Consider the following 24,605-nt stretch of genomic DNA (forward strand, 5'->3'; position numbering starts at 1 on the left):
TAGTGCTTATTGACCTAACAATTCATATCGATAAGGCGGCAAATTTGCCCACGCCCTTCGAGCCAAATCAAGTCGTAGTGGGTAAACAACCCAGCGATGATATACCAACAAATCAGTAAACCGACTAACAAGGCAAACGCAAAACCGAGCGAGAATATGTTCAATTGAGGTGCCGCTCTTGTCATTACCCCGAACGACAAGTTAATGGTAAGTAGAGCGATAATACCCGACAACGACATGCTCAGCGCCATTTTAAACATAGTACCAAACCACAAAGCGAGCTCTCGGTAATCAACCGAATTCAACGCTCCTTGTCCGATAGGTAAAGCGGTAAAACTCATAACAACCAATTGAATCATTTGCAGATGACCATCAGTCGATAGGAAAAACATGGTCGCCAAAAACATGAATAACTGACCAAGTAAGGGCGTATTTTGTCCGTTTGCGGGATCTACCATAGACGCAAAACCCAAACTGGACTGCATACCTAGGATTTGACCCAATACAACAAACGTTTGTAGCATAAATTGGGTAACGGTTCCCATGGCAATGCCGATCACAAGTTGCTCGAACGTCGTTAAAAAACCTTGAAACGACAATAGCTCGATATCTTCAGGGACAGCGGGAATAGCGGGCATTACCGCAAACGTAATGGCGAGACCTAGATATAAGCGTATCCGAGTAGATACAAATCTTGCCCCCGTCACGGTCATGACCATTAGCATCGCTGAAATCCGGCTATAAGGCCAGAAGTAGTTAGCTATCCAGTCGAGAATGATGTCTGCAGAAAACTCCATACCCGCCTCTAATGCAGAACAGTTGGCATGCGTTCAATCAGCTCGAAGAAAAACTCCATCAGCATACGTGTCATCCAATGCCCGAATAACATCAAAGCCAAGAGCGTAACAACTAGCCTAGGAAGAAAACTCAGTGTTTGTTCGTTGATGGACGTAGCCGCTTGGAAAATGGCAACAACCAAACCAATAATAAGGCTGGGAATAATGATGGCGCATACCATGACCAGAACCAACCATAGCGATTCTCGGAAAAGGTCAACGAACATTTCAGGAGTCATACATTCCCTCCGCTATATTGCAAAACTGCCAGCTAAGGTGGATAAGATGAGATTCCAACCATCAACCAGCACAAATAGCATGAGTTTAAAGGGCAAAGAAACAATCATCGGAGAAAGCATCATCATACCCATAGCCATTAATACAGAGGCGACCACCAAGTCGATGACCAAAAATGGCAAAAAGAGCATAAAACCGATCTGAAACGCGGTCTTTAACTCCGACGTTATAAATGCAGGGATAAGAATACTCATCGGCACGTCTTCGGGGTTATTTACCTGAGCCCCTGAGATATTGACGAATGTTTCCAAATCTTTAACACGCGTCTGCTTAAGCATGAAGTCCTTCATAGGTACTTGAGCCAAGGTAAACGCATCACGAGCGGTTATTTGTTCATTTACATATGGCTGAATGGCTTCATTATTTACTCGGTCTATCACAGGGGACATGATGAAGAAGGTGAGAAAAATGGCAATACCAATAATCACCTGATTAGACGGCGTTTGTTGCAAACCCATAGCTTGACGCAATATCGACATCACCACGACAATTCGGGTAAACGACGTCATCAAAATCACCATTGCAGGCAAGAAGCCCAACAATGTCATTAAGGCCAAGACTTGTAAGTTTATCGAGTAATCTTCAGTACCATCAGGGTTCGTAGTTACCGTTATTGCTGGAATACCACTTCCGGGAGCACCACCTGAGATAAACGCACTTGAAGAGCCTGTTGCAGTCTGCGATTCCGCCACCGCAATATTTTGCGAGCCTACCGCATTAGTCGGAATTGTACTCGCCAATTCTTCCTGCGCTACCACCGAGGTCGAATGGCATAAAAACAGAAACGCTGCCAGTAAGGCAGCGATAAAATTATTTTTTTTCATCTTTTTTCAATAACTGACTAAGTTGTTGGGCGAAGGGTGCCGACACGGGTTGTGCGTCTTCGACAGGCTTGTCCAGTTTAGAAACCAAATTGATAGAGTTCGCGGTTATGCCTACGAGAAACTGCTCTTCTCCAGCCTGTACTATCACTAGCCGTTCTTTTGTTCCAACAGGTAACTGGCGAACTATTCTTAGCCCGTCTTGCCCCATCATACTGGGCAAACGCATTCGCTTTAATGCCCATGCCAATATGAAAATAATGGCGATAACAAAGAGCAAAGATCCCAGTGTAGCAGCCATATCTAACTGACCAGCACTGGAGGCCAATGCGGGCGCAGGCAGAAACAACCACCAGCCAAAGAGTTTTTTCATGACTACCTAAGTTTCTTGATTCGTTCAGTTTGGCTAATAACGTCGGTTAGACGAATACCAAACTTGTCGTTCACCACTACGACTTCCCCGTGCGCGATCAAAGTTCCATTGACCAGTACATCCAGTGATTCACCAGCAACTCGGTCCAATTCAACAACGGAACCTTGGTTCAGTTGTAATAAGTTACGAATGCTGATTTGTGAACGCCCAACTTCCATCGAAATTGTGACGGGAATATCCATGATGGTGTCGAGTTTACGACGCTCATCTTCAGAAATCGGAGCTGGCTCGTTAGACAATTCTTCAAGGGGAGCCGCTTCAACATCATCATCGCCACCAGATGCTAACGGGTCTTCGCCTAACGCAGCGGCCCATTCATCTGCCAGTTTTTGATCTTCGTTTGGATCCATACTCAATCACCTACTCATTTGTTTCTGGCGAGATTTCTTCAAACTCATCGCCACTATCTAGTTCTGATTCCATGTCATTGCCAAGGAATACCAAATCGGATTTAACCACATCTGGGCGCTTAATTTTTTCAGAGACCTGCACAGCCAATTTATCACCGGAGCGACCCATTTTAACTCGGTATGTTGGCAGTTCTTCTACAAACATTGTCGCATTCTCAGGCATCTCAATTGGGATAATGTCGCCAGGCCTTAGTTCCATCAAGTCGCGAAGGGAAATATCTCGCTCTAACAAGTTCACTCGGAAATTGACGGGAACATCCATAATTTCTTCTTTTAGCGCCGAGCTCCAACGTACGTCAGTTTCCATCTTATCGGATTGAACACCGGCATCTAAGAGCTCACGGATCGGTTCAACCATGGAGTACGGCATCACAACATGAAAATCACCGCCTCCACCATCCACTTCAATATGGAAGCTGCTCACGACGATCACCTCAGTCGGGCTCACGATATTCGCCATACTTGGGTTTACTTCTGAATCTAAGTACTCAAATTCAACGCCCATAACAGGTGACCACGCTTCCTGATAATCTGCAAATACGATTTTCAGAAGCAGTTGGATTATTCGACGTTCCGTCGGTGTAAATTCTCGCCCTTCGATCCGAGCATGGAAGCGACCATCACCACCAAAGAAGTTTTCCACCAAGATAAAGACTAATCGCGCTTCCATGGTAATAAGCGCTGTACCTTTAAGTGGTCTAAAACGCACCATGTTCAAACTGGTGGGTACATAAAGGGTGTTTTGGTATTCACCAAACTTCACCATTTGCACACCGTTAATCGATACCTCTGCGGTTTTCCGCAGCATGTTAAACAAACTTATTCGAAGGTGCCGAGCAAAGCGCTCATTGATGAGCTCCAAGGTCGGCATTCGACCACGAACAATTCTGTCTTGAGACGAAAAATCATAGTCGGACGTGTTCTCGGGGGACCCACCACCGGCATCAAGATCATCATCATCTCCATCATCTACATCATCTACACCATGCAGTAACGCATCAATCTCATCTTGGCTTAATAAGTCTGTCACAGGATACCTATTGCATTACGAAGTCAGTAAACAGCACTTTCTCAATGACAGGCTGCCCTACTAGCTGACTCAAAGCAGCTTTAATATCGTCAGTTGCCTGATCACGTAGCTGCCCACGACCTAAAGGAGTACGAAGTTGCTCAGCAGTAGCGACTCCAAACGTAGAAAGAAGGGTGCTTTCAATCAGAGGAGAATGGTGTTTTGCCGTTCCCTCGTTTTCACTCCCTCTCACCATAATTTGGACTTTGATTTGTACCAATCTGTCTTTCTTATCCCCTGTAACGTTAAATACAAACGGCTGTGGGATATTGACATAAGAAGCAGGCTCATTCGTGGGAACTGCTGCTTCTTCTGCTGCTGGAGCTTCTTCTGCAGGATCGGATCCCATCAAGAAAAAGGCTGCGCCACCGCCACCAGCAAGTAAAACGACTACCGCTATGATGATGATCAGGAGCTTGCTTTTTCCTTTGGGTGCGTCTGCGTCTTGTTGTTCTTCTGCCATAAACGTCTCGGTTAAATAGAAGGTTAAGTTATAATGTTAAGCGTAAAAACTGATTCCATCACGGTTTGGTTTCACATCAACGTTAACTTCGAGCGATTCGTCACCCTCTGAGCCAAATTCGCTATCAATGCCATCGCCATCTTTACCTTTTCCGGAACCCTGCCCCGCAACATACTGACTTTGTTGCTGTTGTCCTGCATTTTGCTGCTGAACGGACGTATCTGCAAGCTGTAAACCTTGTTGAGACAACATTTCTCTCAATCTGGGCATTGCTTGTTCAACAATGTCTCGGGTTTGTTGGTTCGCAACCGTAAATTGAACCGACGCAATGTCGTTATTCATCGTCATACGAATTTGCATTCGCCCTAATTCTGGCGGGTCTAACCGAATGTCGACATTTTTGAGGTTTTTAGACAGCATCATCTGAACACGTTCGGCGAGCTGATCCCCTGCCGCAGCCCCGTCTCGAGATAACTGTAGCGGTGATTGCTGAGTGGCTGCTACGGCTTGCCCCTCTGCTTTAGCTTGTGCACTGGTTAAGCCTTGTTGCGAAGCGACACCAGCGAGTTGTTGGGAAAGATCCGCTTTTTCACCATGACCACTTTCATTGCCTTTAGCCAGTTTAGTCGCGCCTAAAACAGCCGCACTTCCGGCTACCGATGCTGCTGCCACATTACTGGTTTGAGTCGCTGCACCAGCCGTCATGCTTTGTGCAATCATCTGCTGGTTCATTGCCGCGGCACTGATTTCTTTTGGCATAATTTGTGTCGCAGAAGCCGCCGCCATTCTATCGGCTGGCAGCGGAGTGGACGTTGGATTTGCTAAATGGGCAGCAAGAGCTGCGCTAGCGGCCATTTTGGCACTATTTGTAGACTCTATCGCGCCTTTCGCCGCCTGCAATTCCGCTTTGCTCATCTCTGCAGATGTTGTTGTCCACATCGGCTCGGTGTACTGACCTTGAAGTTGTTCAGAAGCTGCCAGCGGTTGCCCATCAAACGATGTATCTGAAGCTACCTGATTTGCGATAACTCCGGCTCCAACGGCACTGGCTTGAGCACCTTTCAAGTCAACCTTTTGAGTATCTGAAAACGTTGTAGCAAGCTTAGTATCAGAATCCATCGCTGACTGAGTCACTGTATTTTGTGTCCAGTCAATCTGTGCATCTTGAGGGCTTTGGTTAGCGTGTTTCAAACCGTTTTGACTGACTGCGTTATTGGTGGTTGCTGCACCTGCAAGCAGCGCACCTTCACCACTTAGCTCGGAAGTGCCTTGGGCTATTCCAGCTTGCCCAGTCTTCTGCAGTGACTCGGCTCCAATTTGTACTCCATCAACAGAGAGGTTTGACACTGCTCCAACTGATGTTTGTGCGATTTGACCTTGGTTGGCAGCAATCATGCCTCCTGAAACGGCGACCGCGCCTTTCACAAAATCACTGCTTGTTTCATCTGTCACTTGCGAAGACGAAAGCTTACTCGTTTCTGCTGAAGCTTTATCAACAGCAGCCGCACCCATTCCGTTAGAAGCGTCGACATTGGACTGTTGAAGGTATTTGGATTTTGCGTCTGCTATATCTTGTTCAGAAACAGCCTTTTCTTTTAATGGCTGACCTGTCGCCCCTGCAACAACCGCAGAATCTTGTGGCAACTTGTTGCCATTGGAATCGATGTTTTCAGCTGAATTAACATCTGTTGGAGTGTCTTTTGTTTTTAAGGCTTTATTTGAATCGTCGAGCCGACCAAGCAAGTCATTCCCCTCAGTCATAGTCTGGTCAACGTTTTGTTTTTTAGCATTTTTTATATCGCCAGCTACGTCTGAGCTTTCGTCAGAATTGGATAGAAGCTTGTCGACAGATTCTTCTCCATCGGCTTCATCTGTCGATACAGCTGCCGCGGCGGCAACCTTTGACGATTCAGAACCTTTGCCTTCCACATCCTCGGAACCTAGCTCACCCTTTGTTTTGCTAGATTCTTCTGAACCATCTACTTTGATTTTTTTACTTGATTCTGTGGGCTCAGAGGAAAAGACAGATTTTAGCGCGTTAAGAAACCCTCCCGATTCACTTTCTTTTGCAGAATCAGTAGATTGGTTGGATTTTCCCAGCAAATAGGACTTGCTTCCGGATTCGTTCACTGACAGAGGATTTTGGCTCATAAACACACTCTCTATGCGTTGGTTCACTCGAGTGACCAACAGCGTCACGATTAACAGTCGACTTTCGGCGATTCAATTCAGTTTATATAAGTCAGAAAGTTTGCAAAAAATGAGCCAATTTGAATTCATATACTCTAGTTACTAGACTAAAAAGAACTTTTTCTGCGAGCAAATTGCAAAGTAGAAAACTCATCCATTTGTCTTTGCTCTACTTTTTCTTGCTGAATGCGCTTATCCTTTGCTTTCTTTTCAATCATCCACTCATAAGAACGACGGGTTTTACGAGTCTCCAACCAGTGTTCTTCACAATTATTGACCTGTGAAACAAAGTGTTCTTCGGCAGCTTTTTGCTTAGCTAAGGTTTCATCTAGCTGAGTTAAGAATCGATTTAAGTGTCCATACTCACTCGCAGTAAGCCCACCTTTTCCACGCTCTACCAGTTGATTGCAATAATCCAATCTGTATTTTTCTATTTGCTCGACTTGACGGTAGTAATCTTCAAGCTCTGCTCTCGACTTATTGAGAGCCAGCACGGACTGAGATTCTTTATCTTTCGCCTGTTCAAGTAAAAACTCTAGAGCATTATTCACTTATTCCTCTCTTAAGATGGCTGCAATATACTGCGAAGCATATTCACACACATTTCATATGGGACCGCTTCTCCCATACCCTGCTGCGCGTACTCATCCAATTTAGGTTTGAGAGTAAAAGCGGTATCAATCGCTGGGTCTGTTCCTGGTTTGTATGCACCAATAGAAACAAGATCTTGGTTTTTACGACAAACTGAAAGCACCTGACGTACGGCTTTCGCCATCATCATGTGTTCATCTGTTGTGATTTGAGGCATAACACGGCTGACGGATTTCTCGACGTCAATCGCAGGATAATGACCAGCATCAGCCAACTCGCGTGACAACACGATGTGACCATCCAAAATAGCCCGCGAGGCATCGGCGATGGGGTCTTGTAAATCATCCCCTTCTGTTAACACGGTAAAGAAGGCAGTAATCGACCCCTGATTATCATCACCGTTACCCGCTCGCTCAACCAATGCTGGTAACTTGGCAAACACCGATGGCGGATAACCTTTAGTGGCCGGCGGCTCTCCTACCGAAAGGGCAATTTCACGTTGTGCTTGAGCAAAACGCGTTAATGAGTCCATAAGAAGAAGTACATCTAACCCTTGGTCACGAAAGTATTCCGCAATGGTCAACGCTGTCTGACACCCTTTCAAACGCATAAGAGGTGAAGAATCGGCAGGAGCAGCAACAACGACCGAACGCTGGCGACCTTCTTTTCCTAAGATCTCTTCAATGAATTCTTTTACTTCGCGCCCACGCTCACCAATCAGCCCTACTACCACCACTTGCGCGGTTGTGCCTCTCGTCATCATGCCGAGAGTGACCGACTTACCGACACCGGAGCCAGCAAAGAGACCAATACGTTGACCTTTACCTACCGTTAGTAATCCATTTACCGCTTTCAACCCCACATCCAGCGGTTCTGAAATGGGCTTTCTTGCCAATGGATTTATGGGTTGACCGTTGCATGAAGCTTTTTTCTCTGTATAGATATCACCAAGACCATCCAGCGGATTGCCCACACCATCAATGACCCGGCCAAGTAACTCCATTCCAACCGACAAACCGCTGTCAGTGGTAATTGGTGTTACTTTTGCGCCTGGTAAAACACCTGTAATTTGTTCACTCGGCATTAAATAAAGGCTTTCCCCTGAAAACCCAACCACTTCAGCTTCCATTTCTCCGCTGAGTGTTTCAACCTTACAAAGGCTACCGATAGGGGCTTTACACCCTGTCGCCTCAAGCGTTAAGCCCACCACGCGAACTAACTTGCCGGAAGCAATGGCTTTCGTGGTTAAACCTTGGGTTTTATAATTGGAAAGTCTTTCTTCAAGAGCCAGCATTACACTTGCTCCTGATGCCGATTTGAACCACAGAAGGATTGAATGACTGAGCGGATTCGTTCTTCCATTTTAAAGCTCACACTCGATTCGCCGGCCTCAATATGCACATCTCCTCGATTCAGAGACGGCTCACTGGATAACGTCCAGCTACGATTTTCAAGTTCTTCCTCGCCGTAAGACGATAGAACGATGGCCAAATCTTCGGGATTGAGTTTTATTGTGATGGCATGACCAGCAATAGGCAGAGCTTCAACACTTTGGCGGACAGTATCCAGTATCACTTGCGGGTTCATCTGCACTTCTACGTGAACCACCTCTTTAACCATGGTGAGAACCATATCCACCAGTTGCTTTTCAACCTGAGCATTCATTAATTCAAGAGGTTGAGCAAATTGGCTTGCCAACGTCATAAAGTGATTTACTTGTTCTTCAATGTAAGTTTGACCAGCTTCAAGCCCTTCTTGCTTACCTTGCTCTGTACCCTCTTGATGACCTGCGGTAAACCCTTCTTCTTTGCCTTTTTCAAATCCGTCTTGGTACCCTTTCTCTTGACCTAACGCCATGCCCTCTTGATAGGCGGCTTGCTTTATTTCTTCTATTTGTTCTTCGGTCAGTTCTACAGGCTCTTCAGCTTCGGGCGTGTCAAAGTTGGGTACCCAAGAAGGATCGTATTTGAGGGCGGTATCTTTGGCGTTAGCATTGGCGTCACCTGTATAGTCAGGTAACCCCCACGCTTCTGCTTTTTCGGCTATGTCATCTTCATCCGGTCGTAGAAAGCCGCGTTTACGTTCTAATGACATCACTCTACCTATTTTGAATTGTTCAAGCTGCGCTCACTAATGGAGCGCGTGGGGTTATAGGAATTCGTCTGCACCACCACCCAGCATGAGCTCGCCATTGTCGGCAAGACGTCGGGCAATCGCCAGAATTTCTTTTTGAGCAGCTTCCACATCGGAAACTTTTACCGGAGCCATCGCTTCCATGTCGTCGCGCATCATATCGGCTGCACGCTTTGACATGTTCTTGAATACTTTCTCGCGAAGACCATCGTCGGCACCTTTGAGCGCTCGTTGTAATACATCTTGTGGAATATCACGCAGCAATTTTTGAATACCTGCGTCGTCCACTTCCATCAAGTTTTCGAACACGAACATCAGATCTTGAATCTGAGTCGCCATGTCTTCATCTTGTTCACGGATTTGGTCCATCAAGATGCCTTCGACACTGTTATCCATGAAGTTCATGATCTCAGCGGCAGCCTTAGTACCACCAATCTTGGCAGCTTGCGCACCGGCTTGACCCGCGAACTGTTTCTCCATGATTTCGTTTAGCTCTGCCAATGCAGAAGGCTGAACTTCTTCTAAGTTGGCGATACGCATAACCAAGTCGAGACGATCACGCTCGGCAAACTGCGACAGGATCTCTGCGGATTGGTCGGCTTCGAGATAAGAAAGTACGATAGTTTGAATTTGCGGGTGCTCGTTCACTATGATGCTGGCAACTTGACGAGGGTCCATCCATTTAAGGGAATCCAAGCCTTTCGAGCCAGTACCTAACAATATTTGGTCAACGAGGTTGTTCGCTTTATCTTCACCTAGAGCAGCAACCAAAGCATTTCGCATAAAGTCTTCACTGCCCATACCTATGTTGGTGTATTTCTGAATATCTTCCAGAAACGCACGATGCACAACGCTAACTTTATCTGAGTTTAGGTCGGCTGCCCTCGCCATAGCACTACCCACTCTTTGAACCTGCTTGGGTTCTAGGTGACGAATAATGCCTGCGGCATCCGATTCATTTAGGCTCAAAAGCAATATCGCGGCACGTTCCTCTCCAGGAATCGACTCAATATCGATTTCCGAGCCTTTTTCACCGCCATCATCTGTTTTTGCAACGTCGTTAGCCATCTTCTGACACCCAATTCTTCACTACTTGTGCTGCGAGCTCTGGTTCGTTTGCAACCAGTGCACGAACCGCTTTTAATACATCTTCATCTTTGTGCAGGTTAGGTAAATCAATACCCGAGCCAAACTCAAACGAGTCACCTGCATCGATGTCGCTACCAATCAAGCTGGTATCGCCATCCGCCGACAGTGGAAGTCCATCGGCACCAAATTCTGAATCCTCGTCATCATCCGAATGAGGGTTGATAAGTTTCTTCATCGCTGGGCGAACCAAAATCAAGATGATTGCGATGATAACCAGCGCACTTGCCAACCAACGAATCCAGTCGTTGAAATTCGGGTGTTCCCAGATTGGCACATCCAGCATGACTTCGGTTTCTGGTTCTGCAAACTTGACACTCAGAACGTTCAGCAAATCACCGCGTGTTTCATTAAACCCAACTGCGCCGATCAGCACACTTCGAATGGCATCAATCTCTGCTTGAGCCAACGGCTGGTAGGTCACATCACCCGTTTCCGCATTAACGCTCGGTTTATGACGGATAGCCACCGACACCGTTTGGCGGTTTACGGTACCTGTTTGCCTACGCTCATGACTAATAGTGGTATCTAACTCAAAATTTCGAGTGGCTTCTTTGTGAACAGAACCTTGCCCAAGTAACGAGCCATCTTTCATCTGTTTCACATCTTGAGGGATGGACGCGTCCGCAGGCGGCTGGTTTGAAAGCGCACCAGGTACACCAGCAACCACATTTCCGTTGTTGTAATCTTCTAACGTATATTCGCTGCGTGTAGAAGGTGTATTGGGATCAAATCGTTTGCGAGTTTGCTCCACAGCACTAAAGTCGAGCTCAATGTCTACTTGAGAGGTGTAGTTCCCGAGACCCAATATAGGGATAAGAACAGAATCGATTTTTTCTCGTAAAGCCTGCTCTTGCTTGCGTTCTAGCTCATGTTCTTTTCGGCGAGCTGTTGCCATTGGGTCTTGCGACCCCGAGCTGAGCAACCGACCATGCTGATCGGTTACGGTTACTCTTGTCGGCTTCATGCCAGGTACGGCGCTGGATACCATATCGACAATGGAATCCACTTCTTCTTGCTTAAGAGAGTTAGTGGAACCAAGTGTCAAAAATACGGTTGCTGACGCTTCTTGATTATGGCGAACAAAGACACTTTGTTTAGGTAGGGCAAGTAAAACTTGTGCTTTACGAACTTGTCGCATTTGCTCGATAGCTTTACCAAGTTGTCTTTCGCGGCTGAGTTTTAAGCGCTCTTGCTCTAAACGCTGGGAAACACCAAACCCCATATCCTGCAGAAGAATGTCATCACCCGCTGGATCCGGTTGATTCAAGCCCGCTCGGGTCATGTTGAGTTTGATGTTGCTGTATTCGCTCACTGGAACACGAATCGTATTCCCTTCGAGGTTATAGTCAATTTTCTGTTGGTCAAGGTAGTCAAGAACGGGGATCAGTTCTTCTGTCTCATATGTTCCTAGCGGACGTAACTCAGGTTCACGCACCCAAAAGAACACCATGACGATAAGCGCTACACATATTGAAATAGCAACAACCAAAACCACCTGACGCAATAGGTCTAGATCACCCATTGACATGTCAAACTTCGAGGAGCTTTGCTCATCTAAGTCTAGGTTTTGACTCTCGTTATCCAGGTCACTTCCTACTGCTACTGCACCACCATCGGATACCGCGAGATCTGTTGATTTGTCTTCAGCCACTTGTCACTACCTGTTTTATACTGGCATGTTCATCAGCTCTTTATAAGCTTCTACCAGTTTATTTCTTACTTGAATCGTCGCGTCAAAAGCCACACTAGATTTGTTTCGAGCAATCATCACATCAGACAACGATACGTTAGGGTCGCCTTGGTCAAATCGAGTTGCTAGCTCTCCGGATTGCTTCTGTAGCGCATTAACGTTGTTTATGGCGTTATCCAATAGCGCACCAAAATCAGAGGAAACCTGCTGTCCTGTAGCGGGTTTAGTGGAGTTTGTCGCTTCAAGCATCATCGCTTGCATTTCCTGATTCATTCCACCAATTTTCATTGTTCACCTCTGTCGTCAATATTCTGACTTGTTACTGCATTCTATTCTTTGACGCTGCAATTAATATGCCACTAACCAGTGGCGCAAGTATGACGCTTATCAGTTAGGGATATCAATACCTGAATCACGCATTTTTGCTAACTTGTAGCGCAAGGTTCTTGGGCTGATACCTAGCTTTTCTGCCATTTCTTTTCTGCGCCCGTTACATTCTGCCAAAGTATCCAAAATAATAGCGTATTCCTGCTCTCTTAGCTCAGAACCTAGACCATCAGCAGAAGCTCCCATTGTTTTTGTGATCTCATTATCGGGTTCAGCAATAGGTTTAACGGAAGGTATGGCCACATCACCCGATTCAACAACGGCTTGTAAGCTATTCGCATCTTCCCAATCGACACCTTCAAGTAGGATATGGTCGGACCCGATATCACCTTGTTCGCTTAATATTAACGCTCGCTGGATAACGTTATCGAGCTCACGAACGTTACCAGGCCAAGGGTATGAAACTAATTTTTGCAACGCAGTAGCAGAAACGTTAGGAACCGGCATGCCTAATTTTTTACAATGGCGCTCCGCCAAATGTTTGGCGAGCGGCTCAATATCCCCCTGACGCTGGCATAGTGGTGGCCAAGCAATTGGGAATACATTCAAGCGGTAATACAAATCTTCTCGGAAATTGCCTTGAGCAACGTATTGTTTCAAATCACGGTTACTGGTTGCTAACACACGCACATCCAGTTTAATACTTTTACGGCTACCTAAACGCTCAACCTCGCGTTCCTGTAAAACACGGAGCAGTTTAGCTTGCAGATTCAAGTCCATTTCACTGATTTCATCTAGCAAAATGGTGCCGCCTTGCGCCTGTTCAAATTTCCCTGGGCACGCCTGAACGGCACCGGTAAACGCCCCTTTCTCATACCCAAACAGTGTGGCTTCCAGCATGTTATCGGGAATAGCGGCACAGTTGATAGCAACAAAAGGACCATCACTTCGCTGGGATGCATTGTGTATGTATCGAGACATCACTTCTTTACCTGAACCACTTGGTCCGAGCACCATGACGTTTGCGTCTGTTCTCGCTACCTTATCCGCAAGGGCAAGCAATTTTAGGCTCTTCTCATCAGCAACGACAGCATCACCTTCATCATCACTTTTTACTGGGGCGTAACGGCTAACCATGTTGAGCAACACTTCTGGCGCAAATGGTTTAGCCATGTAGTCAATGGCCCCTTCTTTCATGGCCGCAACTGCATCTTCAATATTGGCGTACGCCGTCATCAATAATACAGGTAGGTTCGGCCAATGCTGTTTAATGTTCCTCAGTAGCGCAAGCCCACCCATTCCCGCCATTTGAACATCTGAAATAACGATATCGACTTCTTCTGACTTCAGAATAATCAAAGCTTGTTCAGCGCAATCTGCTTCTACCCACTCGTAACCTGCTAAAGCAAGGGTGTCGACAAGAGCTTCACGTAGACCTTCATCATCTTCAACTATTAATACTTTGCTTTGAGCCATCATTCTTCTCCAGAGTTTGTCGTTGCAAGGGGCAGACAGACAGTGAAACAAGCACCGTCTCCCGGCTCTGAAATCAGTTCTAACCTTCCTTCGTGGGCGCGGCAAACCATTTGAACAACGGCGAGCCCTAACCCCGTACCTTGAGATCGGGTGGTAAAGAAAGGTTCCATAATTTTTTGCTGTAATTCAGGTGGGACACCAGGGCCACTATCCTGAATCGAAATTTTTAGTTCGTTATTTACTACTCGGAAATAGACATCTATTTGTGCCCCTTTTCCTGAAATTTGGATTGCATTGATCACAAGATTACTGAGCGCCGAAGCCACTGCATTTGCGTTACCCATCAACATTGCATCAGGGTTTTCCAATTCGAGATGATAATCAATCGAACTGGTTTTGATTGCTGTTTCCACCATGGGTTGAAATTCGGTGCGCAAGTCTTCGGCTGTAAATGGCTTAACGACCTTGTTGTCTCCACCTTTGGCAAACAACAGCATGTCGTTCACTTGCTTTTCGAGATCGTGTAATCGGTCGACCAATTTGGTTTGAAAGCGTTCACGCGTGGGAGCCGGTAGATTTGGCGCACCTAAATTGGAAGCATAAAGCATGGCGCTAGAAAGGGGCGTGCGTACTTGGTGCGCTAGAGATGCGACCATTCGCCCTAAAGAAGACAACCGCTGTAAATCACCAACACGAGCTTGTAATAGCCGAGTTTCGGTTAAGTCCGTGATCAATATTAGCTGCCCAGTCTGAGACGCTGAAATAGCGAGACGTACCTTACGTCCATTTCGGAGCGAAATTTCATGTCCATCATCTTCTCGAGGTGCGAATGCGGCTTGAATAACTTCAAACCACTTCTGACCAACCAGAGGAACTTCAAGCAATTTTTCTGCTTCAGGGTTCGCTTCATAAACACTACCTTGAGTATCAAGCAAAATAACCCCAGCTGGCATCACATCCAAAACTTGTTTGTAACGCGCAACCTGATCTTCTAAGGATCCTAGCGCTGAGGTACTTTCTTGAATTTCTGATGGTGTCATGACAGGTTTCCGACTAAAAACAACAATAGCCTGTAATGCATAATGCATGCCAGGCTATTTATCGTTAAAAATCAAAAAGTTAAATTATATTGTCAGTGTCAATTGATTGACAAAAGTGCGCTCATCGGTTGAGATTATACTTACGCATTTTCTCAACAAGGGTTGTACGGCGCATTCCTAACATGTCCGCAGCTCGTGCAACAACACCACCTTGAGCTTCTAGCGCTTGGCTGATCATATTCACTTCAACGTCTGCCAAAAGCTCTTTCAAGTTAACGCCTTCTGGGGGTAATTCCTGAGGACTGTTGGCGTTTTCTTCCATATCGAGCGCGCTTTCTTCAAAATTGAAATCTTCCGAAAAGATGTCAGAAAGTGCATCACGCTCCTGTTCTTCAATGGATTGGCTTGAACCAAGATTCTCCGGTTGAAACTCTGGAATGTCACTGTAGCGATATTTGGTGGGCAGATGATTAACGTCCACCAAGCTGTTTGGAAAAAGAATAACCATACGCTCAACGAGATTAGCAAGCTCACGGACGTTACCAGGCCAATCATGTTCCATCATTGAGTTAATAGCTCGTGGAGTGAAGCATATCGGCATGCCACCTTCCGCTTCCATTCTGGTTAGCAATTCCTTTAACAGCAGTGGAATGTCTTCTTTGCGATCCTTCAGAGCAGGCATATCGATAGGAAAAACATTCAAACGATAGAACAAGTCTTCACGGAACTTTTCAGCTTCAATCATTTTTTCAAGATTGCGGTGCGTCGCCGCAACAACTCGAACATCCGCTTTGATTGTATTGTTACCGCCAACTCGCTCGAAATTGCGCTCTTGAAGTACTCTTAACAATTTCACCTGCATTGGCATTGGCATGTCGCCAATTTCATCAAGGAAAAGTGTGCCGCCCTCGGCTAGCTCAAAACGCCCTTTACGTGCAGTGATTGCCCCCGTAAACGCGCCTTTCTCATGACCAAACAGTTCACTTTCCAAAAGTTCAGGTGGAATTGCGCCACAGTTAATAGGAACAAATGGGCCATTTCGACGCGGCGAGTGATAGTGGATGTTTCTCGCCACCACTTCTTTACCCGTACCAGATTCGCCAAGAATAAGAACATTGGCTTCGGTTGCAGACACTTGTTCAATCAAATGGCGTACATCTCGTATACCTTGACTTTGACCAACCAAACTTCTGAAAAGCGTATTTTTACGGCTGGCAGACGGGAGCGGTCCCCCTTTGCGCCCTAGAAATTCTTGGCAGTGACGCAACGCATCACTGAGCTGAGGGTAATTCAAAGGCTGTTCAAGCTCACCAACATAATGTGGAAAATCGTCAACAGAAATGGTGTTACTGCTTAATATTAGAAGTGGAATATGGTTGGATTGTTTCAGTATCTTGGTAAGAGGTGCTGTCTGCGATTTATGGTTTATGGAGCCTAAAATGCATCCAGCCCATGTCGCGGTCCAATCAATGCTGTCGATTTCATCGGTACTGATAACTTCACAGTGCTCACCGATGAACTCAAGAATTATGCTTAAATTATGTTTAACCTGCTGATCATCTTCAATAACCAACAATTGTGCCAAGCCTTGCATAGAAATAAGTGTTTGCCTTTAGATTTTAATCATTATCGTACAGACCTAAGCCCTGCAACTTTGTTTCATTTACGAATTAAGTGTGCAAAATTATGGGCATTAAGAGCGCAGCAAAAACAAAAAAGCCATTAAAAGAGTAGGCTCTAATAATGACTCTATTCTATGCGATAAAAAAAATAAGGCAACCAAGCACTTTGCGGATGTGAGTTTTGTTCTAAAACATCTTAAATCCGTGATTACTGACCTAATTCTGCTGAGGTTAAGTTATGAAACTCTGCTGGAATCTGATCCCACGCTGATTTGATCTCACGAATGATATCAACCACGTCGTCGATCGGCTTTGGTTCATTACTCTGATTCGCCACAGTGATTTGCGTAATCATGAACTCGTAAAGCTGATCTAGGTTTTTAGCAATATCACCACCGTCATCCATAGACAAGCAAGATCTTAATGCGATAACAATGTCCAGCGCTTTACCTAAACGCTCACCTTTTGTTGCTATATTTCCCTGCTGCATTGCAGCCTTACCTTGAATCAGGCGCTCAATTGCACCAGCCATCAGCATCTGAATAATCTTATGCGGAGAGGCCGCAGACAGTTGACTGTCTACTGAAACCTTTTTGTAAGCCTGTAAAGAACCTCGCATGGTAATCCTCTCTTATAGAAACTTCTTATAAAGCTGAACAGACTTGTTTCCGTGTCGGTACTTTTTCAAGTGATCAGCAATTTTATTGGTATTCGCCTGCATCAGTAACACAATTTTCTGTGTTCTTTCCACTGCTTGTTGCCACTCTTCTTTATTGACGAGGTCAGGCGATTTTTCAAACTCTTGCAAAGCACTTTGCAACAACTGTTCTCTTTTATCGACCACAGCAACAATTTCTTCAGCAATTATTTCATCTTTTTCCAAAAAAGATAGAAGCTGCTGATCCAGATCGCTTAGGTCTGTCAATATATTGGACATACATTAACCAAATGCATTCATCATGCCAGAAAGTTGTGCCTGCATCTTACTCGTGGCTTCCTGCATAGCAGAAAACTTATCATGTGTTCTTTGTTCAAGGCTGTCCATTCGGCGATCTAAATTAACTTGCTGATCGTTTAGACGGTAGTTCTGCTCATACAAGCTCTTCTCTCGAGTACTTATAGAACCAGTGACACCCGTCATCGAATGTATGGCGTCTTCTACTTTTTTTGCAAAGCCATCATTCCCACCAAAAAACTCTCCAAGCTTAGTAAAGTTTTTATTGAGTTGGCGATCAAGCATGTCGTAGTTAACTTCAAGTGTACCTTGACGCGTTGTTGTGATGCCAAACTCTGTTAGGGTTCGTATGTCTTCTGGTGCGTCTTTGATCGCAGTGGTAAACACTGTTTTTAAGCGCGACTCTGCACCACGGACAATACTGTCACCAGAAAGAGGACCAGCGACACCAGAGGCGGGGTCTGCCCCCGAAAGTTCTTTACTGAGCTTATAGAACTGATTGTATGAATCAACAAATGTCAGGATGTCGTTTCTAACGCGTTCTCTGTCGTAGTCTATTCCGATTTCAGTTTGTTTCTTGGAGTCTGACACGCCTTTTAGCGTCAGATCTACGCCATCAATCGCGTTCTCAATAACATTATTATCGCTACTGACTTGCGCAATGCCATCCAAGATTACGAGAGAATCTTGACCCTCTTGCAATTCATTCATACCACCGTAGCCATCAAACGCTTTTTGGGCAGCTTCAATTCTTGCTAGTGCATCTTTAATGTCTTTATCATGCTGAGCTTTCGCATTTTCCATCAACATGGCGTCACGTTCTTTAACCGTGACATAGGAGTCCGTCAGTGTCCCTGACGCCGTTGGCGACCAACCAGGAATATCGGACGACTTCTCTCGTGCTTTGTCATCCAGCCCGTCTGTTCCTGGCTCGTAAGAGCTAAGTAGTGTTCCTGACGCCGCTTCAGAGAAGCCGGGAATAGTGTCTTCCGGCTTAGGCGGCTTTTGCTCTACGCCATCAATGATGACCGGCTCTTCGATTCCCGGTAGGTTGACGACATAGACAGGCAGTACACCGTCGGGATTGATCGGTTTGCCTTCGAGGGCTTCTTCGATTTCCTTTGGTGAATATTTGTTCTCCAGAACGGCAACATCTTGCCCATCTGCAGTTAAAACTGGCGAAGTTTGTAATTTGAGGAGTGCCGCTTGCGCTTCTTCCAGGTCTTTCATCCTGTCTTCTAGCGTTTTGTATTCAAGCGCTTCCAAGGGGTTGTTTGGGTCAGCAGAGTTAGCTGAAACATAGATTTGGTTTTCTACACCCGTTTTTTCTGAAGCTAAAATAATGCGCTGACCATCAACATCGTTGATGATGGCAGCGCGAACACCAGGATTGCCGGTAGCTGCATTGATGCCTTTAACAACATCAATGAGCTTGGCATTTTGTTTTACTTCAACAGTAAAATCCCTGTTTCCTAAACGGATCTGCAGCTCACCAGCCCCATAGCGAGTTTTCTCACCCACAATGTTAGAACCCAACTTATGGTTCTGAGCAAGCTGCACCACATCGACGGCATATCTGCCTGCGATTGCGTCCGTTGTGGCTGTAGCTGAAACTACTTCTTCATCGGATGACTCCACCGAACGTACGGCGAAAGCCTTATCCTGACGAAACTGAGCCATCAGTGCTTTCATAGAATCCAGTGATTCCCTGAGTCGACCATAGGCGCTGATATTGGTCTCAACTTTGGTGCGCTCATTATCGATCCGTTGCTGCTTTGGAAGCCGCTCCGAATCCACAATTTTGCTCACCATAGAGTTGATGTCCATACCAGACATTCCACCCATTGGGTTTACACTCATTCTCTCACCTTCAAACCTATTACACCTTTTCCACGATTAACCCGGAGGAATTGGCGGCTAGGCGCCTTAATATTTCGAGCATTTCTTCGCTCGGTATCTGTTTGATGATATCACCAGTATCCGCATCGAATACAGTGACAACTCGTCTCCCAGACTCGTCATCGAATTTGAACGACAATCCTTTATTGAGTGAAGAAATAAAATCATTTACTTCATCAATCCGCTTTTCTAACTCATCTGCATTAATCTTAGTACGCTCTTCAGCGAATGATTGTGCGGAATCGTTTTGAATCGCTTCTTTCGGATCCTCATTCTCTGCTCTTTTTAGCGCATTAGCACTGGATACATCCTCAGCTGTAGAAGCAATCTTTGTGCCACTACCATAAGAAGGCTGGGAAATCGATGTGTAGGATGATATGTCCATAACGATCTCACCTCCACCTTGATAGCTTACAAAAGGTTGCCCTTATGCACGCTTCTTACACAGAAGTATACCAGATTTAACCTAACAAACTCAGTGCCGCGGATGGTGACTGTTTTGCCTGAGCGAGGATAGATGTACTCGCCTGCTCAAGGATCTGAGACTTCGTCAATTGAGTGGTCTCTTTTGCAAAATCAGTGTCGCGTATGCGACTCATCGATGCGTTCACGTTTTCGTTAATGCTATCCAAGTTACTGATAGCATGATCAAATCGGCTTTGGAATGCACCAAGCTCTGCGCGCTTACTGTCGACACTTGTTAGTGCACCGTCAATGACGGCCACGGCTTGTTGAGAACCAGCAACCGTTGTTACGTCAATATCATTAACCGCAACATCAGCGCTTGCTCCCATGCTCAGTTCTCCAGCTAACCCGCCGCTGAACGTCACATCGCCATCTATTTTTTGGTTGTGGGCAAACACACCCAACTCACCATCGTCGCCTACGTAAGCTTTTAGGTAATCCTGCTGACCATTAATGTAAGTTGCAACTTCTTCAATATCGTCACCGGCCAAAGCGTTGATAGTGATGTTTTGCGCGTTACCCTCTGTGTCCGTAAACGCAAAGGTCATGTCAGTAGCTCCGCTGTCTACTACCCAGTTGCCGTCTTTCGCATTCGCAGCTGTGTAGTTTTTTCCTGCCATACTTTCATGGTCGGAACGGACATTACCCATTTTCAACAATACAGCTTCACCGGAACTGGCACCTATCTGAAAAGATTGAGTACCATATGTACCGTTCAGCAACTTATTGCCACCAAATGAAGTCGTTTCTGCAATACGATTTAACTCATCGTTTAGAGCACCCACTTCTTCCTGAATCGCAATCCGCTCTGAGCGGCTGTTGGAACCGTTAGACGATTGAAGTGCAAGGTCTCTCATGCGTTGAAGGATGTTAGTACTTTCCTTCATCGCCCCTTCCGCCGTTTGAGCTATCGATATCCCGTCGTTTGCATTTCGCACTGCCACGTCTAAACCGCGACTTTGTGAATCCAATCGATTCGATATTTGTAACCCAGCGGCATCATCTCTCGCGCTATTTACACGGTATCCCGATGATAAACGCTCCATTGATCTGTTCATGTCGGAAGCAGCGTTATTCAGGTTACGCTGAGCCGTCATAGCAGACACATTAGTGTTTACTGATATTGTCATATTAGATCTCCTTTGACATTAAGGATGATGGCGTCGCGTCTCTCACCTCGCTAAACCATCTCATTTCTCGCATTCCTTTTAACGGCGGATCCATTAAGTTCTTTAGAGAAAAACACATTTTTTTTTATGTTTTTTATGGGGTAAAGTGCAGGGAACCGAATAACCGCATGATGATCAGTAAGTTAGCATTACTGGTCATTTCACTAAGAGCTCACAATGTCGTAATGAAAAGATTTCGACAGTAACAAAGACGCCAAGCGTTAGTATTCTTAGAATCTTCAAAAAGCGCCTACAAAGCTTGCTATAGGGTGAATTACATCTTAAGCACTAGTGTTATGTAGAAAATACGTTTCGATTCACTAGAAGCCTCAGAGAGCGTCTACGGGAGAAGTGCTGGTTCGCTCTATCTAGCCCCTGTAAAGATAAGAGGGTTAGGGGTTCTAGCAATACTGAGTTAAGAAGGATGGAAAGAAGAAGAACGAAACTCGACACATTTGAGATGGTTGCGCTTTAGGCTTGAATTTAAAATTGATGCTGCTGGTTGTTTTGTTGGTGCAGTAGGTTTGTTGATTAGTGCAGTAGGTTTGTCGCCGCTGAAGGCATTTGATTAGCTTGCGCGATGATCGCGTTTGAAGCTTGTTGCAAAATTTTCGACTTTGTCAGGCTAGTGGCTTCTTTCGCGAAATCGGCATCTCTAAGTTGACCCTTGGAGTCATTCACATTAATGCTCATGTTTCCTAGGTTAGAGATACCACTTTCGAATCGATTATGAATTGCTCCCAGCTGGCCACGCTGGCTATCGACATAGGTCAATGACGCATCGAGCACCGCAATTGCTTGCTGTGCGCCGCCTACCGTACTGATGTTGAGAGTATCGACGGTAAGTTGACCCTGTTTCGATAGTGCAAGTTCTGAGGCAAGACTGCCACCAAACGTAAGATCAGATTTTACATCATGATTAGGTGCAAACAGTTGTAGTTGCCCATTTTCATTGACTGAAGCACTGATCTCGTTCGTTTGTCCGTTAATGTATGTCGCTAACTCTTCGATGTTGTCACCGGATTTAGCCACAATTTGCAAATTAACGGGTTGGTTTGCGACATCCTGAAACTGGATATTTAATTCGTTGCTTGAGTCGGTAACTATCCAGTCGCTGTCTTTTCCATTTTGTGCTTCGTAGCTGTCTCCTCCCATACGCTCACTATCTGTGCGCATGTCCGTCAGTGATACCATAATGGCGTCAGTGTTAGGTCCGATATGAAACGATTTGGTTCCATATGTTCCGTTAATCAGTTTCTCACCACCAAAGCTGGTCGTTTCAGCAATTCGATTAAGTTCGTCATTGAGAGAGGACACTTCGTATTGCAGTGCCTGACGATCGTCATCGCTGTTATTTCCGTTGGCAGATTGAATGGATAAATCCCGCATTCTCAACATGATATTGGTTGCTTCGTCTAACGAACCTTCAGCCGTTTCTACGATGGACAACCCATCATTTGCATTGCGAATTGCTACATCTATCCCGCGAGTTTGTACATGGAGTCTATTTGAGATCTGCAGACCAGCTGCGTCATCTTTTGCTGTGTTGATTCTCGTACCTGAAGATAAGCGTTCCAGTGATGTATTTGCATCGCTCATAACACCTTTTAGTTGGTGTCTGGTTGCCATTGCAGATACGTTGGTGTTAACCGTTAATGCCACTGAAAGCTCCTGAAAATCTTTGAGTCCGTTGAAAAACCACTTTAAGCAAAACTGTTGCTTGGGCACGGGATTGACGATTTAAATCAGTAACGGTAAACCGTCGTTATCCCTGTGGTGTGCCAGGTGGTTGCAACACAATCAACCACCTAGACCGCCCTTAAACTTCGAGTACTAGCCCAACAGCATTAACGCTGAATTTGGAGATTGCTTTGCTTGAGCAAGTACCGAGGTTGATGCTTGTTGCAGAATCTGAGACTTAGTCATTGCTGTTGTTTCTTTCGCAAAGTCTGTGTCTTTGATTCGGCTTTGAGACGCGTTCACGTTCTCGTTGATGTTATCCAAGTTGCTGATAGCGTGGTCGAATCGGTTCTGGAATGCACCCAACTCAGCTCGGTGGCTATCAACATATTGAAGCGCTGCGTCGACTACCGCTACCGATTGCTGAGAACCAGATACCGTTGTTACGTCGATGTCACTAACTGTTGTTGCCTGAGCAGCTCCCATGGCTAATTCACCACCAAGCGCTCCGCCAAACGTAACTGCACCGTCTACTTTGTTGTTGTCTGCAAAGACTTGAAGCACTCCGTCATCACCTACCGACGCTTTTACTGCATCAGTCTGACCGTTGATGAACGTCGCTACTTCTTCAATATCATCACCTGTCTTCGCGGTAATGGTGAGGTTCTGAGCCGCACCATCTTTGTCGGTGAATGCGATGGTTAAGTCTGCAGCGGCCGCGTCTACTGTCCAATCAGCACCTTTGGCATTTGCTGCTTGGTAGCTTTGACCACCCATGCTAGTTGTGTCAGAACGCATGCTCTTAAGACCCAGCATTACAGCTTCACCACTGTCTGCACCGATTTGGAACGAAGCGTTGCCAAAGGTACCGTTTAGAAGCTTGTTACCACCGAATGATGTGGTTTCAGCAATACGGTTAAGTTCGTCATCCAATGCGGTGATTTCTTCCTGAATCGCTACTCGGTCGTCTTTACTGTTCGAGCCGTTAGCAGATTGCAAAGATAGATCACGCATACGTTGCAGGATGTTAGTGGTTTCTTTCATCGCACCTTCAGCTGTCTGTGCAATAGAAATACCGTCGTTAGCATTTCGTACTGCCACATCCAAGCCGCGGCTTTGAACATTTAAGCGGTTAGAGATTTGCAGACCCGCTGCATCATCTTTAGCGCTATTGATTTTGTAACCAGATGATAGACGTTCCATCGATGTATTAATGTCACTTGCTGCGTTGCCTAAGTGACGCTGTGCTGTCATCGCTGATACGTTAGTGTTTACTGTCATACTCATGGTGTTTCTCCCATTGATTTTCCGTTAAGGGCGGTTTCCGACGTCTCGGAAAACCAATTAGTTCTCTCAAAGTCATAAAATGTATCGACTTACTATTTATTTTCTTTAGCTATTTTTGAAATAAATCTTAAGAAACAACCCAAAAACACATCTAAACCACTGAAATCTTTATTTAAATATATTATTAATTTATTTTCGTTTAAATACATGATGTTATAATTGTATAAAATACAATTTAATCTAATTTAATTTGGATACGATAGACCCCTACCAGAACGGCAGTATGAAGATATAGGGGGGCATAGGTATAATGTAATACCTATTCAGAAAGCTAATGTTTTAGATACGCCTAAACAAATAGAAATTAGAGGAACTAGTACCGAGAATAACTGTAGAAATTCAGAGAATACATCGATGCTCTAGCGTCCAGTAAATTACTGACGAGGCACCCGTACTCTACGGTTCTGAATCACCACCCAACCCCTGGATAGATCACTTCTAATGAAACGAATTCGATATGGGCAAGTGTTGTATAAATGTATGAACTATAAGGTTTCTTCAGTACATTTCACGCTGCCAATATTTTCCCTCGTGACCTAGTTA

24 protein-coding genes are annotated in these 24,605 nt (G+C 45.4%); all 24 read right to left on the minus strand.

All coding sequences use genetic code 11. The annotated features are described in order from the left end of the window. Nucleotides 1-14: 14 nt before the first annotated feature. Nucleotides 15-797, minus strand: coding sequence for a flagellar biosynthetic protein FliR (gene fliR / locus CW749_RS13945; protein ID WP_101112815.1), 783 nt, complete (start codon nt 795-797; stop codon nt 15-17). Between the two features lie 8 nt (nt 798-805). Next, nucleotides 806-1,075 carry a flagellar biosynthesis protein FliQ gene (gene fliQ, locus CW749_RS13950; RefSeq protein ID WP_101112817.1) on the minus strand — a complete coding sequence of 90 codons (270 nt, stop codon included), beginning with the start codon at nt 1,073-1,075 and terminating at the stop codon, nt 806-808. Nucleotides 1,076-1,087: 12 nt separating this feature from the next. Continuing rightward, nucleotides 1,088-1,957, minus strand: coding sequence for a flagellar type III secretion system pore protein FliP (fliP, locus tag CW749_RS13955; protein WP_101112819.1), 870 nt, complete (start codon nt 1,955-1,957; stop codon nt 1,088-1,090). Next, entirely contained in the window at nt 1,944-2,327 is a 384-nt protein-coding gene (gene fliO / locus CW749_RS13960; RefSeq protein WP_101112820.1) for a flagellar biosynthetic protein FliO, read from the minus strand. The genes fliP and fliO overlap by 14 nt, the downstream gene beginning before the upstream one ends. A 2-nt stretch (nt 2,328-2,329) precedes the next feature. Continuing rightward, nucleotides 2,330-2,737 carry a flagellar motor switch protein FliN gene (fliN, locus tag CW749_RS13965; protein WP_101112822.1) on the minus strand — a complete coding sequence of 136 codons (408 nt, stop codon included), beginning with the start codon at nt 2,735-2,737 and terminating at the stop codon, nt 2,330-2,332. A gap of 10 nt (nt 2,738-2,747) precedes the next feature. Continuing rightward, entirely contained in the window at nt 2,748-3,827 is a 1,080-nt protein-coding gene (fliM, locus tag CW749_RS13970) for a flagellar motor switch protein FliM (protein WP_101112824.1), read from the minus strand. A gap of 7 nt (nt 3,828-3,834) precedes the next feature. Next, nucleotides 3,835-4,329: a flagellar basal body-associated protein FliL gene (gene fliL / locus CW749_RS13975; RefSeq protein WP_101112825.1), complete on the minus strand. Its 495-nt coding sequence runs from the start codon at nt 4,327-4,329 to the stop codon at nt 3,835-3,837. Nucleotides 4,330-4,365: 36 nt separating this feature from the next. After that, nucleotides 4,366-6,480, minus strand: coding sequence for a flagellar hook-length control protein FliK (locus tag CW749_RS13980; RefSeq protein ID WP_101112827.1), 2,115 nt, complete (start codon nt 6,478-6,480; stop codon nt 4,366-4,368). Nucleotides 6,481-6,626: 146 nt separating this feature from the next. Next, complete coding sequence (gene fliJ / locus CW749_RS13985) at nt 6,627-7,070, minus strand: flagellar export protein FliJ (protein ID WP_101112829.1); 444 nt, start codon at nt 7,068-7,070, stop codon at nt 6,627-6,629. An 11-nt stretch (nt 7,071-7,081) separates the two neighbouring features. Continuing rightward, nucleotides 7,082-8,404 carry a flagellar protein export ATPase FliI gene (gene fliI / locus CW749_RS13990; RefSeq protein ID WP_101112831.1) on the minus strand — a complete coding sequence of 441 codons (1,323 nt, stop codon included), beginning with the start codon at nt 8,402-8,404 and terminating at the stop codon, nt 7,082-7,084. Further along, on the minus strand, nt 8,404-9,204 hold the full coding sequence (fliH, locus tag CW749_RS13995) for a flagellar assembly protein FliH (RefSeq protein ID WP_101112834.1): 801 nt from the start codon (nt 9,202-9,204) through the stop codon (nt 8,404-8,406). The genes fliI and fliH overlap by 1 nt, the downstream gene beginning before the upstream one ends. Before the next feature lie 54 nt (nt 9,205-9,258). Further along, the gene (fliG, locus tag CW749_RS14000) at nt 9,259-10,311 is read right to left on the minus strand and encodes a flagellar motor switch protein FliG (RefSeq protein ID WP_101112836.1); all 1,053 of its coding nucleotides are present in this window, start codon (nt 10,309-10,311) and stop codon (nt 9,259-9,261) included. After that, nucleotides 10,304-12,043, minus strand: a complete 1,740-nt coding sequence (gene fliF / locus CW749_RS14005; RefSeq protein WP_101112837.1) for a flagellar basal-body MS-ring/collar protein FliF — start codon at nt 12,041-12,043, stop codon at nt 10,304-10,306. Before fliF ends, fliG begins: the two co-directional genes overlap by 8 nt. A 15-nt stretch (nt 12,044-12,058) precedes the next feature. After that, nucleotides 12,059-12,370 carry a flagellar hook-basal body complex protein FliE gene (gene fliE, locus CW749_RS14010; RefSeq protein WP_101112839.1) on the minus strand — a complete coding sequence of 104 codons (312 nt, stop codon included), beginning with the start codon at nt 12,368-12,370 and terminating at the stop codon, nt 12,059-12,061. 99 nt (nt 12,371-12,469) lie between these two features. After that, nucleotides 12,470-13,885 (minus strand): sigma-54 dependent transcriptional regulator, encoded by a 1,416-nt coding sequence (locus CW749_RS14015; RefSeq protein ID WP_101112841.1) that lies wholly within the window; start codon nt 13,883-13,885, stop codon nt 12,470-12,472. Beyond that, complete coding sequence (locus tag CW749_RS14020; protein ID WP_101112843.1) at nt 13,885-14,925, minus strand: ATP-binding protein; 1,041 nt, start codon at nt 14,923-14,925, stop codon at nt 13,885-13,887. The genes CW749_RS14015 and CW749_RS14020 overlap by 1 nt, the downstream gene beginning before the upstream one ends. Nucleotides 14,926-15,046: 121 nt before the next feature. Then, nucleotides 15,047-16,519, minus strand: a complete 1,473-nt coding sequence (locus CW749_RS14025) for a sigma-54 dependent transcriptional regulator (RefSeq protein WP_101112845.1) — start codon at nt 16,517-16,519, stop codon at nt 15,047-15,049. Nucleotides 16,520-16,755: 236 nt separating this feature from the next. After that, a complete protein-coding gene (gene fliS / locus CW749_RS14030) occupies nt 16,756-17,166 on the minus strand; it encodes a flagellar export chaperone FliS (protein WP_101112847.1) in 411 nt (136 codons plus the stop codon). A gap of 12 nt (nt 17,167-17,178) precedes the next feature. After that, the gene (locus CW749_RS14035; protein ID WP_101112849.1) at nt 17,179-17,484 is read right to left on the minus strand and encodes a flagellar protein FliT; all 306 of its coding nucleotides are present in this window, start codon (nt 17,482-17,484) and stop codon (nt 17,179-17,181) included. Between the two features lie 3 nt (nt 17,485-17,487). After that, complete coding sequence (gene fliD / locus CW749_RS14040; RefSeq protein ID WP_101112850.1) at nt 17,488-19,362, minus strand: flagellar filament capping protein FliD; 1,875 nt, start codon at nt 19,360-19,362, stop codon at nt 17,488-17,490. A 19-nt stretch (nt 19,363-19,381) separates the two neighbouring features. Next, nucleotides 19,382-19,786 carry a flagellar protein FlaG gene (locus CW749_RS14045; RefSeq protein WP_101112852.1) on the minus strand — a complete coding sequence of 135 codons (405 nt, stop codon included), beginning with the start codon at nt 19,784-19,786 and terminating at the stop codon, nt 19,382-19,384. A gap of 76 nt (nt 19,787-19,862) precedes the next feature. Next, nucleotides 19,863-20,996, minus strand: a complete 1,134-nt coding sequence (locus CW749_RS14050; RefSeq protein ID WP_101112854.1) for a flagellin — start codon at nt 20,994-20,996, stop codon at nt 19,863-19,865. Between the two features lie 570 nt (nt 20,997-21,566). Then, a complete protein-coding gene (locus CW749_RS14055; protein ID WP_101112856.1) occupies nt 21,567-22,697 on the minus strand; it encodes a flagellin in 1,131 nt (376 codons plus the stop codon). Between the two features lie 171 nt (nt 22,698-22,868). Continuing rightward, nucleotides 22,869-24,002: a flagellin gene (locus tag CW749_RS14060; protein ID WP_101112858.1), complete on the minus strand. Its 1,134-nt coding sequence runs from the start codon at nt 24,000-24,002 to the stop codon at nt 22,869-22,871. Nucleotides 24,003-24,605 lie beyond the last annotated feature (603 nt).

This window comes from Vibrio sp. vnigr-6D03 (genome assembly GCF_002835515.1).
In the GTDB taxonomy this organism is placed as follows: domain Bacteria; phylum Pseudomonadota; class Gammaproteobacteria; order Enterobacterales; family Vibrionaceae; genus Vibrio; species Vibrio penaeicida.

Coding starts and splice junctions, on each gene's coding strand:
- fliQ (WP_101112817.1), bottom strand. CDS start 1,075: ATGACTCCTGAAATGTTCGTTGACCTTTTCCGAGAATCGCTATGGTTG.
- fliR (WP_101112815.1), bottom strand. CDS start 797: ATGGAGTTTTCTGCAGACATCATTCTCGACTGGATAGCTAACTACTTC.
- CW749_RS13980 (WP_101112827.1), bottom strand. CDS start 6,480: ATGAGCCAAAATCCTCTGTCAGTGAACGAATCCGGAAGCAAGTCCTAT.
- CW749_RS14015 (WP_101112841.1), bottom strand. CDS start 13,885: ATGGCTCAAAGCAAAGTATTAATAGTTGAAGATGATGAAGGTCTACGT.
- fliL (WP_101112825.1), bottom strand. CDS start 4,329: ATGGCAGAAGAACAACAAGACGCAGACGCACCCAAAGGAAAAAGCAAG.
- fliO (WP_101112820.1), bottom strand. CDS start 2,327: ATGAAAAAACTCTTTGGCTGGTGGTTGTTTCTGCCTGCGCCCGCATTG.
- fliP (WP_101112819.1), bottom strand. CDS start 1,957: ATGAAAAAAAATAATTTTATCGCTGCCTTACTGGCAGCGTTTCTGTTT.
- fliN (WP_101112822.1), bottom strand. CDS start 2,737: ATGGATCCAAACGAAGATCAAAAACTGGCAGATGAATGGGCCGCTGCG.
- CW749_RS14025 (WP_101112845.1), bottom strand. CDS start 16,519: ATGCAAGGCTTGGCACAATTGTTGGTTATTGAAGATGATCAGCAGGTT.
- CW749_RS14020 (WP_101112843.1), bottom strand. CDS start 14,925: ATGACACCATCAGAAATTCAAGAAAGTACCTCAGCGCTAGGATCCTTA.
- fliI (WP_101112831.1), bottom strand. CDS start 8,404: ATGCTGGCTCTTGAAGAAAGACTTTCCAATTATAAAACCCAAGGTTTA.
- fliH (WP_101112834.1), bottom strand. CDS start 9,204: ATGTCATTAGAACGTAAACGCGGCTTTCTACGACCGGATGAAGATGAC.
- CW749_RS14050 (WP_101112854.1), bottom strand. CDS start 20,996: ATGACAATATCAGTAAACACTAATGTGTCTGCTATGACGGCTCAGCGT.
- CW749_RS14060 (WP_101112858.1), bottom strand. CDS start 24,002: ATGAGTATGACAGTAAACACTAACGTATCAGCGATGACAGCACAGCGT.
- CW749_RS14045 (WP_101112852.1), bottom strand. CDS start 19,786: ATGGACATATCATCCTACACATCGATTTCCCAGCCTTCTTATGGTAGT.
- fliG (WP_101112836.1), bottom strand. CDS start 10,311: ATGGCTAACGACGTTGCAAAAACAGATGATGGCGGTGAAAAAGGCTCG.
- fliE (WP_101112839.1), bottom strand. CDS start 12,370: ATGAAAATTGGTGGAATGAATCAGGAAATGCAAGCGATGATGCTTGAA.
- fliS (WP_101112847.1), bottom strand. CDS start 17,166: ATGCGAGGTTCTTTACAGGCTTACAAAAAGGTTTCAGTAGACAGTCAA.
- CW749_RS14035 (WP_101112849.1), bottom strand. CDS start 17,484: ATGTCCAATATATTGACAGACCTAAGCGATCTGGATCAGCAGCTTCTA.
- fliD (WP_101112850.1), bottom strand. CDS start 19,362: ATGAGTGTAAACCCAATGGGTGGAATGTCTGGTATGGACATCAACTCT.